Genomic DNA, 16,286 nt, shown 5'->3' with positions numbered 1-16,286 from the left:
TTCAAGAGCAACTTCCACTACAGAGAAGGGCAACACCATGACGCAACGCCACATCACCATCGTCGGAGCCGGCCAGTCCGGGCTTCAGCTGGGCATCGGACTGCTGGACGCCGGCTTCCACGTGACCACCATTTCCAACCGCACGCCCGAAGAAATCCGGGATGGCAAGGTCGCTTCCAGCCAATGCATCTTCCACAACGCGCTGGTACACGAACGGGCGCTGGGGTTGGACTTCTGGCCCGACGCCCCCACGGTCGACGGCATTTCCTTCACCATCCCCCACCCCGAACTCCCGGGCGAGAAGGCCATCAGCTGGGCATCCCGCCTGGACAACCACGCCAAATCCATTGACCAGCGCGTTAAGTTCCCGCGGTTCATGGAGGAGTTCACGGCACGCGGCGGGGAACTGGTCTTCGAAGACGCAGGCGTAGCCGAGTTGGAGAAGTACGCGCAGAACTCGGAGCTGGTGATCGTGGCCGCAGGCAAGGGCGAGATCGCCCAACTGTTCGCCCGCGACGCCGAACGCAGCACGTACGACGCCCCGCAGCGCGCCCTGGCGCTGACCTACGTGAAGGGCCTCAAGCCCCGCGAAGAGTACTCCGCGGTCTCCTTTAACCTCATCCCCGGCGTGGGCGAATACTTTGTTTTCCCGGCCCTCACCACCACCGGTCCGTGCGAAATCATGGTCTTCGAGGGCGTGCCCGGCGGCCCCATGGACACGTGGAAGGGCCTCTCCCCCGAGGAACACCTGGAGAATTCCAAGAACATCCTCAAGACCTTCCTGCCATGGGAAGCCGAGCGTGCAACGGAGGTGGAACTCACCGATGCCAACGGCGTACTCCAGGGCAGGTTTGCGCCCACTGTCCGCCACCCGATTGCCACCATGCCAAGCGGGCGGCAGGTCCTTGGCCTGGCCGACGTCGTGGTGTTGAACGATCCCATCACCGGCCAAGGTTCAAACAACGCCAGCAAGTGTGCGGCGTCGTACCTGGACAGCATCATCCGGCACGGCGACCAGACGTATGGCGCCGAGTTCATGCAGGCCACTTTCGAGCGCTATTGGGATTACGCACAGCACGTTGCACACTGGACAAATGCCCTCCTGGCCCCGCCGCCGCCCCACGTCCTCGAACTCCTGGGCGCGGCCAACAACGAGCCGGACATTGCCCGCAGGTTCGCCAATGGCTTCAATCATCCACCGGAATTCCAGGAGTGGTTCATGTCTCCTGACAAGGCAGCCGACTACCTGGCGAGCCTCTCTGCTGCCAGGGTTTCCTAGGCTCATTTTTCCAGCACAGCCCTGCTAAAAAGGACCCATCATGCGAAAAATAGCAATCGTCGGCGCCGGCGAATCCGGCGCCCAACTGGCCCTGGGCCTGCAACGGGAGGGCTACTCCGTAACGTTGCTCTCGGACCGTTCCGCAGCACAGATCCGCACCGGGAAAGTCATGTCCAGCCAGTGCATGTTCTCCACGGCGCTGGACGCCGAAGCGCAGATGGGGACGGCCCTCACGGACTATTACGAATCCGGATCAGTCCCGGCGATCACCTCCATCCAACTCCGTGTGGACGCCGCAGAACCCATCGAGTGGGCAGCTCCTTTGGACGGAACTGCCCGCTCCATAGACCAGCGGATCAAAAGCGCCCTGTGGATCGAGACCTTTGTTGCTGCCGGCGGCGATTTCCGCATCGAGAAGGTCACCCCACGCATGCTCGAGGAACTCGCCCGCGACTACGAACTGGTCATCGTGAGCACGGGCAAGGGCGAAATCGGCCAGATCTTCCCTCGGGACAAGGCGAAATCACCTTTCGACCGCCCACAGCGCGTCCTGGCGCTGAACTACGTCAAACCCGACGCCGGTGCCGCCACCGGCACGGTTGGGGACGGCACTGTTGGGGACGGCACTGGTGGGGACGGCACTGTTGGGGACGGCATCCGCATGTCCATGGCACCCGGCGTCGGCGAATTCTTCACGTTCCCTGGCCTCACTGTCTCCGGCCCGTGCCGCATGATGGTGTTCGAAGGCGTGGTGGGAGGCCCCATGGACCGGTGGACCGACGTCGGGAGTCCGGAAGAGCAGCTCGAAAGGTCCTTGGAGATCCTGCGCGAGCATTTTCCGCACGAAGCGGAAAACTTCGCCGGAGCCGAACTGACTGATGACGGCGCCACCCTCCTGGGACGCATCACGCCCACGGTGCGGTCCGCCGTCGGGGAGCTCAGCAACGGACAACTGGTGTTCGGGCTGGGCGATGCCGTGGTCCTCAACGATCCCCTCACCGGCCAGGGCTCCAACAACGCAACCCTGGCCGCAAAGTACTACCTGGACTCGATTGTCCGCCGCGGCCAGCAACCGTTCGACCGCCACTGGATGGAGCGCACCTTCGATGAATTCTGGCGCGGCTGGGGGCAGTGGGCCGTTGAATGGACCAACGATCTCCTGAAACCACGCCGCGACCACCAGAAGACGCTGCTCAGTGAAGCCGCTGAACACCCAGCGTTGGCGGCGAGCATCGTAAACGGTTTTGACGATCCCCGAACCTCCTACCCATGGTGGTTCGATCCCACCGCTGCCGCCGACTTCATGCAGGCCCGGAAGGAAGAAGACACCTCCGCTTTCGACGTCCGCGATTTCCGGAGCGCCCTGGGGCAATTCGCCACCGGCGTCACGGTGGTCACCACTGTCTCCGCGGACGGCAGAAAAGTGGGCATGACAGCCAATTCCTTCACGTCGGTATCCATGGATCCGCCGCTGGTGCTGTGGTGCCCCAGCAAACGGGCACCAAGCCTGGGCGACTTCGAGGAAGCCACGCACTTTGCCATCAACATCCTGGCCAGCGACCAGCACGTCCTTTCGCGCCAATTCGCTACTCCGGCCACGGACAAGTTCGCCGGCGTGGAAACCGTCGAAGGCATCGCCGGTGTGCCGCTGCTGGACGGCGCGGTGGCAACCTTCCAGTGCCGGACCGTCTCGCGACATGACGCCGGGGATCACGTCATCTACGTGGGTGAAGTGGAAAGCTACAACCACGACGGCGGCGCTCCCCTGGTGTTCCACGGCGGCAAGTACCACGCCACTGCCAGCCACCCTGATTTCTGAGCACTCTTGAAAGGAACGGTTATGGACGAATCCTGTGATGTCGCGATCATTGGCTCGGGAATCAACTCCCTGGTGGCTGCAGCCGAGCTTGCCTTGGACGGAAAACGCGTGTGCATCATCGAGCGCTCGGACCGGTTGGGTGGGTTCATGCACTCCTCCGAGCGGACCTTGCCGGGTTTCATCCACGACTCGTTCTCCTCCTGGCATCCGCTGTTCGTGTCCGGCGGAGCCTACGAGGCGCTGGGCAAGGAACTGCACGCCAGGGGCCTTGAGTACTGCAACACCTCGGGGCCAGTGACGGCGAGCGTAGCAGCGGACCCGGCGACCGGGACGCACCGCGTAGTCATTGCGCACCGGGATCCCGCCGAGACAAGCGCCGCGTTCAAAGAGCCACGGGACCAGGCCGCCTACCTTGCCATGCTCGATGACCTGGGCCGTAACGCGGGCACGGTTTTCGGGGCTTTCGGGGCCGAGCTGCGGTCCTTTGCGGACGTCGCAAAGATAGCTGTCGGTGCCCTGCGGCGTGGGCGACTGGCCGCAAACGAGTCATTCGTCCGGGACTCCGTGATGAGCGGCCGCAATTATGTCCGCAGCCGCTTTGACGGCTGGGAAACGGACCAGTTGTGGTCGCCGTGGCTCCTGCACGCCGGCTTGGGTCCGGACCAGGCCACCGGCGGGGTGATGCTTCCCGTCATGGCCATGAGCATGCACGGTTTTGGGCTGCCCGTAGTGAAGGGCGGGGCATCGCGTTTCGTTGCGGCGTTCGAGTCGCTCCTGAAGGACAACGGCGTCAGGATCATGCTGGGGGCTGAAGCCGGGGAGATCCTGGTCTCAGGCACAGCGGTCACGGGTGTCCGGACGTCGCAGGGCAGTGTTTCCGCCGGCACCGTGCTGGCCAACGTCTCCCCGCAGGCCCTCTACACATCGCTGCTCCACAACCCTCCGGCCGTGGCTGCCCGGGCCGCTGAAAGGTACCAGAACGGCCGCGGAGCCATGCAGATCCATCTGGCCTTGGACAAGCCTGTCGAGTGGCTCGATCCCCGGCTCAACACCGTGCCGCTGGTGCATCTCAGCAACGGTTCTGACAGCACGGGAATAGCCTGCGCCCAGGCCGAGGCCGGACTGCTGCCCGGCGAACCAACGGTGGTGGTGGGACAGCAATACGTGCTGGATCCGTCGCGGGCACCGGAAGGGAAAGCCACGCTGTGGTTGCAACTGCAGGAGGTGCCGTTCGCACCCCTGGGCGACGCCGCGGGTGAGCTGGATGTAGCCAATGGCTGGAGCGGGGAACTGAAAGAGGGCTACCTGGAGCGGGTCCTTGCCCGGTTGGAACAGTTTGCACCAGGGACCCGGGCGAGTGTCCTCGCCTCCGACATCCTGGCACCGACGGACCTGGCCTTGGCCAATCCCAATGCAGTCAACGGGGATCCCTACGGCGGCTCGGCCGAACTCTTCCAGAACCTTCTCTGGCGGCCTTTCCCGGAGGCGTCCGGACACCGCACGGCCATCCAGGGGCTCTGGCACATTGGGGCCTCAACCCACCCCGGCCCCGGCCTTTCCGGCGGTTCCGGACACTTGGTGGCGCAGAAACTGACCGCGCCGCCGTCACGATTTTCCCGTATCCAAGCAGCACTGAAACCACGTAAGCGATAGGAGAACAATGTCTGTTCTGGCCGGGCTCACTGCAGCCCTTTCGAATGGTTCGGTGGAGATCATCGACCTCACAACTCCGCTGAGCTCCGAGACGCCCATCTTGAACCTGCCGCAGCCGTTCGCGAATACGGTTGGGCTTTCTGTCTCACCGGTGAGCAACTTCGACGACGCCGGACCCGCCTGGGCCTGGAACGACGTCACGGTGGGCGAGCACGCAGGAACGCACCTGGATGCTCCGGTGCACTGGATTACCGGCAAGGATGGCAAGTCCGTTGACCAGATCGAACCGCACCGGCTGGTAGGTCCCGTTGTGGTGATCGACAAGACTGCCGAGGCGGCGAAGGACCCCGATTTCCTGCTGGAACCGGAGCACTTTGAACAGTGGCAGGAAGAGCACGGCGCGTTCCCGGAGAACTGCTGGGTCATCTTCCGGACCGGTTGGGCTGCCCGCGGCGCGGACGCTACGGCCTTCGTCAACGCGGACGACGCCGGTCCCCACACTCCCGGCGTTTCCGCGGCAGGTGCCAAGTGGCTCGCCGGAAACAGCGCGCTCAGTGGTTTCGGCGTGGAAACCGTGGGCATCGACGCCGGCCAGGCCGGGACTCTGGATCCCATGTTCCCGGTCCACTCGTTCTTGCTGGGTGCGGACAAGTACGGCGTAACGTCGCTCCGGAATGTGGATCGGCTTCCCGTCACGGGCGCCACGCTGGTGGTTGCTCCCCTGCCAATCGTGGGCGGCACGGGCAGCCCCAGCCGCGTGTACGCGCTGGTGGAAAAAGCCGTGGTGGAGAAGGCATGAGGGAGCAAGTACTGGTTTCCGCGCTGGTCGGCAGGACGTTGGCCAAGTTGGGCGTCGGGCATGTTTTCGGGGTGGTAGGTTCCGGCAACTTCGATGTCACCGGCACACTCATGGCCGAGGGCATTCCGTTCACCGCGGCCCGGCATGAGGGTGGAGCGGCGACCATGGCGGACGCCTACACGCGGATGTCGGGCAAGGTTGGCGTGGTCACCACCCATCAAGGCTGCGGGCTGAGCAATGCCATCACCGGAATCGGTGAGGCGGCCAAAAGCCGCACCCCCATGATCGTACTGACCGCCGACACCCAGGCCGCAGCCATCCGCTCCAACTTCAAGATCGACCAGGACGCCCTGGCCCGCAGCGTTGGTGCCATCGCGGAGCGGATCCACTCCCCCGCCACCGCGATCGCCGACACCGTCAGGGCTTTCCGTACCGCAGTGAACGAGCGGCGCACCGTGGTGCTCAGTTTGCCGTTGGACATTCAAAGCGGCACCGCTGCGGACGAGGTGGGTGCCGCCGTCGTACCTCAACCGCTCAAGGTGCGCCCCGATGCTGGCGCCGTCCAGCAGCTGGTGTCACGGATTGCCGCAGCCGAACGTCCGGTGTTCGTGGCCGGGCGCGGAGGGCGCGGCGCGCGCGAGGAAATCCTCGCACTGGCACACCATGCCGGAGCCCTCGTGGCGACATCCGCGGTGGCGAGCGGGCTGTTCAACGGCGACACCCACAACCTGGGTATTTCCGGCGGGTTCTCTTCGCCTGCCACGGCGGAGTTCATCAGCGGCGCCGACCTGATCGTGGGGTGGGGCTGCGCCTTGAACATGTGGACCATGCGGCACGGACGGCTCATTTCGGCAGGCACCAAAGTGGTGCAGATCGACGTCGAAGATTCCGCCTTGGGTGCCAACCGCCCCATCACGCTGGGGGTGCTGGGCGATTCGGCGCTGACAGCCGGGGATGCCTTGGCCGCACTGGCCGGTTCACAGCCTGAGCCCGTGGAAAAGTACCGCACCGAGGCCAATGCCCTGGCCATCAAGCAGGGCTCACGGTGGCGCGATGTGGAGACTGAAGATCTGTCCACGGCCACGTCCATCGACCCGCGCGTCCTCACCCGCGAACTCGATTCGATGCTCCCTGCCGAGCGGATCGTGGCAGTGGATTCGGGCAACTTCATGGGCTACCCCAGCCAATACCTTGCGGTGCCGGACGAATTCGGATTCTGTTTCACGCAGGCTTTCCAGGCAATTGGGCTGGGCCTGTACACGGCCATCGGCGCCGCTCTGGCCCAGCCGCACCGACTGCCCGTACTGGGCGCTGGCGACGGCGGGTTCCTCATGGGCATCAGCGAACTCGAGACCGCCGCACGGCTGAAGCTGCCGCTGGTGTGCATCGTCTACAACGACGCCGCCTACGGGGCCGAGGTGCACCACTTCGCCGGGCAGCATCCCGAACAGGACCTGTCCAGCGTGGTCTTCCCCGAGACGGACATCGCCGCGATCGCCCGCGGATTCGGCGCCGAAGGCGTAACCGTGCAGACCGTGGCCGACCTTGAAGCTGTGCGCCCATGGATCGCGGCCTACGAGGCAGGAACCCAGGACCGCCCCCTGGTCATCGACGCCAAAATCGCCTCCGACGGCGGCTCGTGGTGGCTGGCTGAAGCTTTCCAGGGCCACTAAGTGCCGGGGACCCAACTGGGTAGCAGAAAAGGCCGTTCTGAACGCTCAGAACGGCCTTTTCTGCTACTTACTTGGGTGTTACGCGTCCACTTCCGTGTTCACGATGTACACGTCGCACGGAGCGCCGTGCGCCACGCTGTTGGCGATGCTGCCCAGTACGCGGCCCAGGCCCTTCATGCGCTTGTTACCCACCACGATCAGGGAGGCGTTGTTGGTTTCGGCGTAGTTGATCAGGGCGTTGGCCGGGTTGCCACGAGCAGCGTAGTACTTGATGTTGCCGGCCGGAACGTCGAGTTCTTCGGAGACCTTGCGGGCCACGTATTCCGCGGAGTCGGCCGAAGAAACCGTGATGCGGTCGCTGCCGCTGCCGAATTCTTCGATGCGGTCGTCCGAGAAGCCGCTGATGACGTGCAGTTCGGCACCGAGGGCGGTGGCGAGTTTCGCTGCCGCCATTGCTGCACGCTTGGCCGTTTCACTGTTGTCAACGCCGACGACAATAACTTCTGACATGGGAACTCCTGGTTGTGGGGATTAGCGGGTGCTGCTGCAAGAAATCTACACTCCATGGCCGCACACCGGGGTGACCCTTTTGCGCCGGGAGTGTTTACTGCCGGTGCCAGGGGGTAGGGATAAATCACGGGCACCACCACATCACTGAAAGGCAGGACCATGAGCGACGCATCATTCTCCCCACAGACCGCCATCGTCACGGGCTCGGATTCAGGGATCGGGCGTGCCACGGCGGTGGCGTTGGCACAAGCCGGCATGGACGTGGGAATCACGTGGCATTCGGACCAGCAGGGCGCCGAGGAAACAGCCGAGGAGGTCCGCAGCTTGGGACGCAAAGCTGTGGTGCACCAACTGGACACCACCGATGTCCACGGAACGGCGGCCGCTGTTGACACGCTCGCCGAGGAACTCGGTGGCGTGGATGTCTTTGTGAACAACTCCGGAACCGGTGACGGCACCAAGTTCCTGGACCTCGACTATGAAACCTGGATGACCACGCTGGACACCAACCTCAATGGCGCCTTCGTGGCCATGCAGGCAGCCGCCAAGCGCATGGTGAAGGCGGGCCGCGGCGGGCGCATCATCGCCGTCACCAGCGTCCATGAGTTCCAGCCGCGCGTCGGCGCGTCGGCTTACGACGCCTCCAAGCACGGCCTGGGTGGGCTCATTAAGACCATGGCTCTGGAACTCGCCGGGCACGGGATCACCGCCAACAATGTGGCACCCGGCGAAATTGCGACCCCCATGACGGGTCAGGAGGACGATGACCCCACCACAAAGGAGCGGCCCGGGGTGCCTTTGGGACGCCCCGGTGACGCCCGCGAAGTCGCCGCCGTCATCGCTTTCCTGGCCTCCCCGGCGTCCAGCTATGTCAACGGCGCATCGTGGCCGGTGGACGGCGGAATGCTGCAGATGGGGCCCCAGGCGGGCTCGCACATCACCAGCAACGACTGGCGCGAAAGCTAGCCCGCGGGACCTCTGGCCGCCAAGGGATCCGTGGGCTAGTCTGCATGGACAGCCCGCCCTGCGGGTCTGATTTCTTTTCCAAAGATTCGTAACACGTTGATGAGGAGCACCATGGCTGGCCACACGTATAGCGTTTCCGAAATTGTAGGAACTTCCACAGAGGGCGTGGACGACGCCATCAAGAATGGCATCGCCACAGCGTCCCAAACGTTGCGGAACCTCGATTGGTTTGAGGTCAAAGAAATCCGCGGTCACCTCGAGGACGGCGCGGTTGCCGACTGGCAGGTCACCATCAAGCTCGGTTTCCGCCTGGAGCGCTGACCGACCTCACCGCGAGTTGCCAGTTAGTGCCAATGTTTCACTGAACATTGGCATTAACTGTCTTCCCGGCGGGCAGGTTCGGGCACGGACAACTCAGCCGGGGTACCCACCTCACCAAAGTTCAGCAGCGTCAAAGCGTCCGACGACGGCGAGCCGGCCTTGGCGGAATAGATCCTCAGGAGCTGGTCGGGGTCGTCCGGGAGACTCATCGTCTCAAAGTTCAGTTCCAGGTCCCCCACCACCGGGTGGTGCAGCCTGACGGTACCCGCGGCCCGGGTGGCCACCCTGTGCCCTGCCCACCACTGCCGGAAATGTTCGCTGTGGACGGCCAGCTCACCCACCAACTGGTTTGTTTCAGGGTCATTGGGGTGCCGGCCCACGTCCATGCGCAAGGCTCCGACGGCTTCCGCGGCAACGGTCTTCCAGTCACGGAACAAGGCACCGGCTGCAGGGTCCAGGATGAGCCAACGGGTGAGGTTGCGTTCAGCGGCCGGCAAGGCGGTGAAATCCGTAAACAAAAGGTGGGCCATCCGGTTACCCGCCAGGACATCGGCACGCCGGCCAAGAACCATGGCCGGGACGTCTCCCACAGCATCGAGCAACTGCTGGAGAGCTGGACGTACCTTCTGGACAGGCCCGGGGTTGCCTGCAGAACTGGCGCAATGCTCGAGCAGATCCATCATGTGGGCCTGCTCCCCCGCATCCAGCCGCAACGCGCGGGCAACGGCATCGAGGACCGCCCTGGAAGGGTGGATATTGCGGCCCTGTTCCAGCCGGGTGTAGTAGTCCGTGCTCACTCCGGAGAGCCGCGCCACCTCTTCGCGGCGAAGCCCTGGCACTCTGCGTGAACCGCTGGATTCCTGTGTTCCGGCGTCCTCCGGCTGGAGGCGGGCACGCATGACTTTGAGGAATTTACCGAACTCGGCGCTTTGACCCATTCGTCCATTCTGCCGTCCCCGATGTGTGAAAGGCCACCGTTGTGGGTAGGACTACCAGACCTAGGAAAAACAGGATCAGGCTGTAGTGCTGACTCTGCCGCCAAAACTGCATAGGCTCAGTACAGAGCCTCCGAAAACGCTTTCTGGAAACCGTTCCCCGGTTGCAGCCGGAAGCCGGAGTGCCACGGCCATAACCATCCCGTCGAAGGAGACCGTCATGCCAGAGCTGACACTGAACAACGGCGTCACCATCCCCCAGCTGGGTTTTGGTGTCTTCCAAGTGCCTGCCGACGAAACGCAGAAGGTGGTGGAAGATGCCCTGGAAACCGGCTACCGCCACATCGATACCGCTGCCGCCTACCGGAACGAGGCCGGAGTTGGCGCCGCCATCAAAGCCTCCGGCATCCCCCGGGAAGAGCTCTTCGTGACCACCAAGCTTCGCAACGGTGAGCAAGGCGAAGCCTACGATGCCTTCCAGCGGAGCCGGGACGCCCTGGGCCTGGAAGTTGTTGACCTCTACCTGATCCACTGGCCGGTCCCGTCTCAGGGCCTCTTCACGAAGGCCTGGAAGGAAATGGAGAAGCTGTACCAGGACAAGCAGATCCGCGCCATCGGCATTTCCAACTTCCTGCCAGATCACGTGGACACGCTGCTCAGGGAAGCCGAAGTAGTGCCCGCGGTTAACCAGATCGAGCTCCACCCGACGTTCCAGCAGGCAGATCTGGCCAACAAGTGCCGTGACCTTGGCATTGCCGTTGAGGCATACAGCCCGCTGGGACAGGGCAAGGATCTGAACGCCGAGCAGGTGGCCCTTGTCGCGGCAGCACACGGCACTACTCCTGCACAGGTGATCCTCGCCTGGCACCTCGCGCAGGGAACCATAGTGATCCCCAAGTCTGCGGACTCGTCCCGGATGCGGGAGAACTTCGGCGCGGCGAACCTGAGCCTCACCGAGTCCGAACTGGCAGCAATTACGGCACTGGAGGCGGGCGCCCGCATTGGTTCCGATCCCGCCGTCGCCGCTTTCACCCAGCTCTAAACCACAAGCCAAACCAAAGGACCCAACAGACATGCAGTACACCCATCTGGGCCGTTCCGGCCTGAAAGTTTCACGCCTCTGCCTTGGAACCATGAACTTCGGCCCTCAGACGGACGAGGAAACAGCCCATTCGATCATGGACTCCGCGTTGGACTCCGGCATTAACTTCTTCGACACCGCCAATGTGTATGGCGGGGTGGAGCACCGGGGTTGGACCGAGGAAATCATCGGCCGCTGGTTCGCCAAGGGCGGCGAGCGCCGCGAAAGGACCGTGCTTGCCACCAAGCTCTACGGCACCATGACCGACCGCCCCAATGAATCTAAGCTGTCCGCCCTGAACATCCGGCGCGCACTGGATGCGAGCCTCAAGCGGCTGCAAACGGACTACATCGACATCTACCAGTTCCACCACATCGATCGGGATACTCCGTGGGATGAGATCTGGCAGGCGATTGAAGTTGCCGTCCAGCAGGGCAAGATCCTCTACTCCGGCAGCAGCAACTTTGCCGGCTGGCACATCGCCCAGGCGCAGGAAGCAGCACGGCGCCGGAACTACACCGGCTTGGTGAGCGAGCAGTCCATCTACAACCTCTTCAAGCGTGAACTGGAGCTCGAGGTCATCCCGGCCGCGCAGCAGTATGGCTTGGGGCTGATCCCGTGGTCCCCGCTGCAGGGTGGGCTGCTGGGTGGCGTGCTGAAGAAGGAGGAGCAAGGCGTCCGCCGCACTGAGGGACGGGCCCTGGAGACCTTGAAGAAGCACGAGGACCAGATCCGCCAGTACGAGGATTTCGCTGACGAGCTCGGCCACGCACCCGGCGATGTTGCGCTGGCTTGGCTGCTTCACCAGCCTGCCGTGACGGCACCGATTGTTGGGCCGCGTACCCAGGAACAGTTGGACGCAGCCATCCGCGCACTGGACGTTTCCCTGAACGAGGACGCCCTCAAACGCCTCGATGACATCTTCCCGGGCCACCGCCCCGCCCCCGAAGACTACGCCTGGTGAGCAATCTCCTCCCCGTCAGTCCCGGAGCGGCGGCGGACACGGTTTCGCCGCGGAACATCCTATTCATCGGCGGGACCGGGGTCATCAGCGCGGCGGCGGCTGAACGCGCCGTCGCGCTGGGCCACCGGCTGACCATCCTCAACCGGGGGCGGTCAGCCGGTCGGCTGGTCCCGGATGCCGCGGAGGTACTGCACGCGGACATCCGCGATCCCCAGGCCGTGCGTGAGGTACTGCAGGGGAGGGAGTTCGACGCCGTTGCGGACTTCATTTCCTTCACCCCGGATCAGGCGCGGGCCGGGTTGGAGATGTTCCGTGGGCGGACTGGGCAGTACGTCTTCATCAGTTCCGCTTCGGCGTACCAGAAGCCGCCCACGACGCTGCCCATCAGGGAGTCGACGCCCCTGAAGAACCCGTTCTGGCAGTACTCCCGGGACAAAATTGCCTGCGAGGAGCTGCTGTTCGAGGCGTACCGCGAACTTGATTTTCCGCTGACGGTGGTTCGCCCGTCCCATACTTATGACCGAACGAAGATCGCCATGGTGGGCGGTTGGACTGACATCCACCGGATGCGCGCCGGGATGCCGGTCATGGTTCATGGGGATGGGACCTCGCTCTGGACGCTGACCCACAGCCGGGACTTCGCAAAGGCCTTCGTTGGCCTCCTGGGCCGTCCGCAGGCTGTAGGCGAGAGTTACACGATCACCTCGGACGAGTTCCTGCCATGGAACCAGATTTACCGCTTGTTCGCACGGGCTGCGGGGGTGGAGGAGCCGGAGCTGTTCCACGTTTCCTCGGAGACCATCGCGGCGAACAGTCCGGAGCTCGGTCCCAACCTGCTGGGCGACCGTTCCCACTCTGTGGTGTTCGACAACTCCAAAATCAAGGCCCTGGTTCCGGATTACCGGGCCACCATCCCGTTTGCCGATGGCGCCCGGGAGATCGTGGCGTGGCATGATGCCCACCCGGAACTGCAGGTGGTGAGTGAGGACTACATGGAGCTGAGCGACAAACTCCATGACTGGTTGCATCGGTAGCTGTTGCCAAGCAGCAAGCGGCCAGCGTAGAAACGAAGAAACCCGGAGGAGACCCAGCCCATGACACGTGCACCGCTTATCGAACTCAACGACGGCCACAAGATCCCGCAACTGGGCCTCGGCACCTGGCCTTTGAATGACGCCCAGGTTGCCGATGCCGTGGTGGAGGCGGTGTCCCACGGCTACCGGCACATCGATACTGCGGTGAAATACGGCAATGAGAAGGGCGTGGGAGACGGCATCCGCACGTCCGGAGTGGACCGTGGGGAGCTGTTCATCACTACCAAGCTCGATGGCGAATTCCATGGGTCCGGCAAGGCCATTGCCGGACTGGACGGCTCGCTGGAGCGCCTGGGATTGGACTACGTTGACCTGCTCCTCATCCATTGGCCCCTTCCGCGCCGGGGCGAGTTCCTTTCAACGTGGAAAACGTTTGAGGAGCTCCAGGCTTCCGGCAAAGTGCGTTCGATTGGGGTGTCCAACTTCAAACCGGCGCACCTGGACCAGTTGTTCCGGGAGACGGAGGTGGTTCCAGCAGTGAACCAGATCCAGGTGAGCCCTTCCATCCCCAGGACCGCGGCCCGCGCCTTCAACGAAAGCAACGGAATCGTCACTGAGTCCTACAGCCCGTTGGGCGCCAGCAGCGACTTGCTGAACGCCCCGGTCCTGGCCTCAGTTGGTGAAAAGTACGGAAAGACACCGGGCCAAGTAGTACTCCGCTGGCATGTCCAGCAGGGATTGGTTGCCATCCCCAAAACCGCCAATCCCCAGCGAATGCAGGAGAACCTGGACGTCTTCGACTTCGAACTGGACCAGGACGACCTCAGCAAACTGCAGACTCTCGACGCCGGGCCGGATGCCGGCGTCGACTCGGACGTTCAGGGACACTGAGATGACGACGCACGAATCACTGATCTGGGCCGGTTCCTACACCGCTGACAGGAACGGTCACGGCAAGGGCATCGCCGCGCTTTCGGCGGACGATGACGGCCAACTGACATCCGTTGGCTTGGCCGTCGAGGCCAATTCGCCATCTTTCCTGGCGCTGCACCCGACGCTTCCCGTGCTTTACGCCGTGGCGGAGGAAGGCAAGACGGTGCGGGCGTATCGCCGGAGCGGTGCAGCCAACCTCGAGGCTTTCGGAGATCCCTGGCCCGCCGGCGAAGCCACGTGCCACATCGCTGCTGATCCGCAGGGCCGCTTCATTGTGGCCACCTGCTGGGGCGACGGCAAGGTCATCCTCTACGAGTTGGACGACGACGGCGCCATCACCTCGCGCGCCAGCGCTGCGGCCGCCGTCGATCCCCACTCTGCTGCAGCTCCCGCTGGTGAGCGGCCCAGCAGGGCCCACTCAAGCTTGATGCTTCCCGACGGGAGGGTCATGACCACTGACCTGGGGCATGACTTGGTGCGGGTGTGGCGATTCGTGCCGGGTGAAGGCCTGAAGCCCGATCACCAGGTGGTCCTCCCTCTGGGCTCGGGTCCCCGACACATGGCCCGCCACCGGAGTGGCACGGTCTTTGTCGACACGGAGTATTCGGTGGAGGTGGCAGCGGTCCGGATGGAACCGGATGGTACGTACGAGCTCGCAGCCGTGGTTCCGGCAAGCGCCACGGGAGCCAAGGACGGAGACGCCGGCGCGGAGATCGCGCTCTCCCCGGACGGCCGCTTCGCCTATGTGGGCGTGCGGGGAACCAACCGCATCTGCGTGCTGGAGGTCGCCTCTGATGGCATCGGGCTTGAGCCACGCGGCGAGGTGCCCTGCGGCGGCGAGTGGCCCCGCCATCACCTGGTCCGCGAAGGCTGGCTGTACGTGGCGAACGAAGGTTCGGACGACGTCGTGAGCTTCAGGCTGGACCCGGAAACCGGGCTACCGGATGGTCCGGTGGGCCGGGTGGAAACCGGCTCCCCCAGCATGTTGCTCGTCGCCGATTAACTGACGCCGAGATGGCACTTAATACGTATGATCCGCTCAGACATTGGTATTAAGTGCCATCCCGGCGGGTCTTTCAGACGGACCAGACCTCGACGTCGTCCGTGCCGCAAATGAGTTTGCGACCGGTCGGTTCGAGGACCACCCAGAGCAACTCCTGGTGTTTGGACACGTCGTCCACGCGGCCCGTGCCGGCACCCCACGCGACGTCGTAAATCCACACGGGATCGCCGGCGCTGAGCTCGGCCCACTCGGCAGCGGGTACGTGGCGGTAGTCGGCCGGCCTGTTCAGTATGGAGCTGGTCATGCCGGGACTTCAGCGGCAGCCTGCCGCCGCCAGACAGTGGCCACACCGTTGTGGGCGGGCAGCACATGGCCTTCAGCAAAAACCTGGACGGCATCGGGGTCGCAGTCCGGGCTCCACAAGCCCGACGCCGGGCAGTGGGAACCGGTGGGCATGACGCGGGTGGCTCGTTCGCGCAGGAGGGCGATGCTCTTCATCGTTGAAACTCATCCTTGGGTAGTTCGCGGTACTTTGTGAAGCAGATCTCTTCAACCCTATGCAAGCGAGTGGCGCTTTGTTATGGACGGCCGCACAACGTTCTGAATCATGGCTGGTCAGTAGCACAGGGGCTGACAGCGCTCAATCCCAAAGAGGCTCTCCCGGCTTGGACGGTCAGCCAACCGCCTCCGGCCCTTTTAGCCTGTCAGGCCTCGATTGCACTGATGGCGTAGTGGGCGATACGGAGGAGATCCTCTTTGCTGGCCCCGTCCCGGGCTTGCTGGCTCATTCCCTGCAGCGTGGCTCCAACGAAGGCCGCCATCGCATGAGTATCGGTTGACTGGGGGATCCTGCCGGCGTCGCGGTCCCGCGTCAGTGCTTCCGCCATGGCCAGGATGTTGTCGTTGCGCATCTTGGACAGGCGGTCTGCGACGTGGCGGTTCGCGGACGTGACCGCGACGGCGGAACTGATCACCAGACAGCCCCCCGGAAACGTCTTTGACGGGTAATGGTCGGCAGCTTCAATCAGCAGCCGCCGCATGAGGTTCAGACCCGAATCCTCCTCTGCAAAAGCCACGGACATGAAGTTTCCGTGGGTGGCGTTGTAATGGTCCACCACGGAGAAGAAGAGGTCCTCCTTGGAGCCGAAAGCCTTATAAAGGCTGGGCGGATTTATGCCCATGGCCTTGGTGAGCTCAGCCAAGGAGGTGCCCTCATACCCACTGTCCCAAAAGACAAGGGTGGCCGCTTCCAAAGCATCGTCGATATTAAATTTCCGGCCTTGGCCCGCTTTTCCTGACATCTTCGTCCTCTCGTT

At 63.8% G+C, this 16,286-nt stretch carries 17 protein-coding genes; 12 read left to right on the top strand and 5 right to left on the bottom strand.

Features of this window, described 5'->3' with window-relative positions; translation table 11 throughout:
• Positions 1-37 precede the first annotated feature (37 nt).
• From IEY62_RS20010 to IEY62_RS19990, 5 genes are read left to right on the top strand one after another with little or no spacing between them, the layout of a single operon-like run.
• Positions 38-1,279, top strand: a complete 1,242-nt coding sequence (locus IEY62_RS20010; RefSeq protein WP_189021160.1) for a styrene monooxygenase/indole monooxygenase family protein — start codon at positions 38-40, stop codon at positions 1,277-1,279.
• 40 nt (positions 1,280-1,319) lie between these two features.
• On the top strand, positions 1,320-3,098 hold the full coding sequence (locus IEY62_RS20005) for a flavin reductase (protein ID WP_189021159.1): 1,779 nt from the start codon (positions 1,320-1,322) through the stop codon (positions 3,096-3,098).
• Between the two features lie 21 nt (positions 3,099-3,119).
• On the top strand, positions 3,120-4,751 hold the full coding sequence (locus IEY62_RS20000; RefSeq protein ID WP_189021158.1) for a phytoene desaturase family protein: 1,632 nt from the start codon (positions 3,120-3,122) through the stop codon (positions 4,749-4,751).
• A gap of 7 nt (positions 4,752-4,758) precedes the next feature.
• On the top strand, positions 4,759-5,550 hold the full coding sequence (locus IEY62_RS19995) for a cyclase family protein (RefSeq protein ID WP_189021157.1): 792 nt from the start codon (positions 4,759-4,761) through the stop codon (positions 5,548-5,550).
• Positions 5,547-7,223, top strand: coding sequence for a thiamine pyrophosphate-binding protein (locus tag IEY62_RS19990; RefSeq protein WP_189021156.1), 1,677 nt, complete (start codon positions 5,547-5,549; stop codon positions 7,221-7,223). The genes IEY62_RS19995 and IEY62_RS19990 overlap by 4 nt, the downstream gene beginning before the upstream one ends.
• 78 nt (positions 7,224-7,301) lie before the next feature.
• Here IEY62_RS19990 and IEY62_RS19985 read toward each other — a convergent pair whose 3' ends face one another.
• On the bottom strand, positions 7,302-7,733 hold the full coding sequence (locus IEY62_RS19985) for a universal stress protein (RefSeq protein ID WP_189021155.1): 432 nt from the start codon (positions 7,731-7,733) through the stop codon (positions 7,302-7,304).
• Positions 7,734-7,892: 159 nt separating this feature from the next.
• Here IEY62_RS19985 and IEY62_RS19980 point away from each other — a divergent pair, with 159 nt between their 5' ends.
• Positions 7,893-8,699: an SDR family oxidoreductase gene (locus tag IEY62_RS19980; RefSeq protein ID WP_189021154.1), complete on the top strand. Its 807-nt coding sequence runs from the start codon at positions 7,893-7,895 to the stop codon at positions 8,697-8,699.
• Positions 8,700-8,810: 111 nt separating this feature from the next.
• On the top strand, positions 8,811-9,020 hold the full coding sequence (locus tag IEY62_RS19975) for a dodecin (protein ID WP_011773002.1): 210 nt from the start codon (positions 8,811-8,813) through the stop codon (positions 9,018-9,020).
• Positions 9,021-9,073: 53 nt separating this feature from the next.
• Here IEY62_RS19975 and IEY62_RS19970 read toward each other — a convergent pair whose 3' ends face one another.
• On the bottom strand, positions 9,074-9,958 hold the full coding sequence (locus IEY62_RS19970; protein ID WP_189021153.1) for a helix-turn-helix transcriptional regulator: 885 nt from the start codon (positions 9,956-9,958) through the stop codon (positions 9,074-9,076).
• Positions 9,959-10,175: 217 nt separating this feature from the next.
• Between IEY62_RS19970 and IEY62_RS19965 the strand changes: the two genes are divergently transcribed.
• The 5 genes from IEY62_RS19965 to IEY62_RS19945 are packed head-to-tail and all read left to right on the top strand — an operon-like array spanning position 10,176 to position 14,970.
• Positions 10,176-10,997, top strand: coding sequence for an aldo/keto reductase (locus tag IEY62_RS19965; protein ID WP_189021152.1), 822 nt, complete (start codon positions 10,176-10,178; stop codon positions 10,995-10,997).
• 31 nt (positions 10,998-11,028) lie between these two features.
• Positions 11,029-12,000, top strand: coding sequence for an aldo/keto reductase (locus tag IEY62_RS19960; protein WP_039239253.1), 972 nt, complete (start codon positions 11,029-11,031; stop codon positions 11,998-12,000).
• Positions 11,997-13,034, top strand: coding sequence for an NAD-dependent epimerase/dehydratase family protein (locus IEY62_RS19955; protein ID WP_189021151.1), 1,038 nt, complete (start codon positions 11,997-11,999; stop codon positions 13,032-13,034). Before IEY62_RS19960 ends, IEY62_RS19955 begins: the two co-directional genes overlap by 4 nt.
• Positions 13,035-13,094: 60 nt before the next feature.
• On the top strand, positions 13,095-13,925 hold the full coding sequence (locus tag IEY62_RS19950) for an aldo/keto reductase (protein WP_189021150.1): 831 nt from the start codon (positions 13,095-13,097) through the stop codon (positions 13,923-13,925).
• Position 13,926: 1 nt separating this feature from the next.
• Entirely contained in the window at positions 13,927-14,970 is a 1,044-nt protein-coding gene (locus tag IEY62_RS19945) for a lactonase family protein (protein WP_189021149.1), read from the top strand.
• Between the two features lie 73 nt (positions 14,971-15,043).
• Here the strand turns inward: IEY62_RS19945 and IEY62_RS19940 are convergent, their stop codons facing one another.
• The 3 genes from IEY62_RS19940 to IEY62_RS19930 all read right to left on the bottom strand — a co-directional run bounded on the left by IEY62_RS19940 (position 15,044) and on the right by IEY62_RS19930 (position 16,271).
• Complete coding sequence (locus IEY62_RS19940; protein ID WP_189021148.1) at positions 15,044-15,274, bottom strand: hypothetical protein; 231 nt, start codon at positions 15,272-15,274, stop codon at positions 15,044-15,046.
• Positions 15,271-15,468: a hypothetical protein gene (locus IEY62_RS19935; protein ID WP_189021147.1), complete on the bottom strand. Its 198-nt coding sequence runs from the start codon at positions 15,466-15,468 to the stop codon at positions 15,271-15,273. Before IEY62_RS19935 ends, IEY62_RS19940 begins: the two co-directional genes overlap by 4 nt.
• 206 nt (positions 15,469-15,674) lie before the next feature.
• Complete coding sequence (locus tag IEY62_RS19930; protein ID WP_189021146.1) at positions 15,675-16,271, bottom strand: TetR/AcrR family transcriptional regulator; 597 nt, start codon at positions 16,269-16,271, stop codon at positions 15,675-15,677.
• Positions 16,272-16,286 lie beyond the last annotated feature (15 nt).

Origin of the sequence: Paenarthrobacter histidinolovorans (assembly GCF_014647595.1) — a bacterium.
Lineage (GTDB): Bacteria > Actinomycetota > Actinomycetes > Actinomycetales > Micrococcaceae > Arthrobacter > Arthrobacter histidinolovorans.
The sequence above is the reverse complement of the archived record's forward strand: the minus strand, read 5'-3'. Positions and strand labels throughout refer to the sequence as shown.

Coding starts and splice junctions, on each gene's coding strand:
- IEY62_RS19935 (WP_189021147.1), bottom strand. CDS start 15,468: ATGAAGAGCATCGCCCTCCTGCGCGAACGAGCCACCCGCGTCATGCCC.
- IEY62_RS19985 (WP_189021155.1), bottom strand. CDS start 7,733: ATGTCAGAAGTTATTGTCGTCGGCGTTGACAACAGTGAAACGGCCAAG.
- IEY62_RS19980 (WP_189021154.1), top strand. CDS start 7,893: ATGAGCGACGCATCATTCTCCCCACAGACCGCCATCGTCACGGGCTCG.
- IEY62_RS19975 (WP_011773002.1), top strand. CDS start 8,811: ATGGCTGGCCACACGTATAGCGTTTCCGAAATTGTAGGAACTTCCACA.
- IEY62_RS19970 (WP_189021153.1), bottom strand. CDS start 9,958: ATGGGTCAAAGCGCCGAGTTCGGTAAATTCCTCAAAGTCATGCGTGCC.
- IEY62_RS19995 (WP_189021157.1), top strand. CDS start 4,759: ATGTCTGTTCTGGCCGGGCTCACTGCAGCCCTTTCGAATGGTTCGGTG.
- IEY62_RS19960 (WP_039239253.1), top strand. CDS start 11,029: ATGCAGTACACCCATCTGGGCCGTTCCGGCCTGAAAGTTTCACGCCTC.
- IEY62_RS19930 (WP_189021146.1), bottom strand. CDS start 16,271: ATGTCAGGAAAAGCGGGCCAAGGCCGGAAATTTAATATCGACGATGCT.
- IEY62_RS19950 (WP_189021150.1), top strand. CDS start 13,095: ATGACACGTGCACCGCTTATCGAACTCAACGACGGCCACAAGATCCCG.
- IEY62_RS20005 (WP_189021159.1), top strand. CDS start 1,320: ATGCGAAAAATAGCAATCGTCGGCGCCGGCGAATCCGGCGCCCAACTG.
- IEY62_RS19990 (WP_189021156.1), top strand. CDS start 5,547: ATGAGGGAGCAAGTACTGGTTTCCGCGCTGGTCGGCAGGACGTTGGCC.
- IEY62_RS19940 (WP_189021148.1), bottom strand. CDS start 15,274: ATGACCAGCTCCATACTGAACAGGCCGGCCGACTACCGCCACGTACCC.
- IEY62_RS19965 (WP_189021152.1), top strand. CDS start 10,176: ATGCCAGAGCTGACACTGAACAACGGCGTCACCATCCCCCAGCTGGGT.
- IEY62_RS20000 (WP_189021158.1), top strand. CDS start 3,120: ATGGACGAATCCTGTGATGTCGCGATCATTGGCTCGGGAATCAACTCC.
- IEY62_RS19945 (WP_189021149.1), top strand. CDS start 13,927: ATGACGACGCACGAATCACTGATCTGGGCCGGTTCCTACACCGCTGAC.
- IEY62_RS20010 (WP_189021160.1), top strand. CDS start 38: ATGACGCAACGCCACATCACCATCGTCGGAGCCGGCCAGTCCGGGCTT.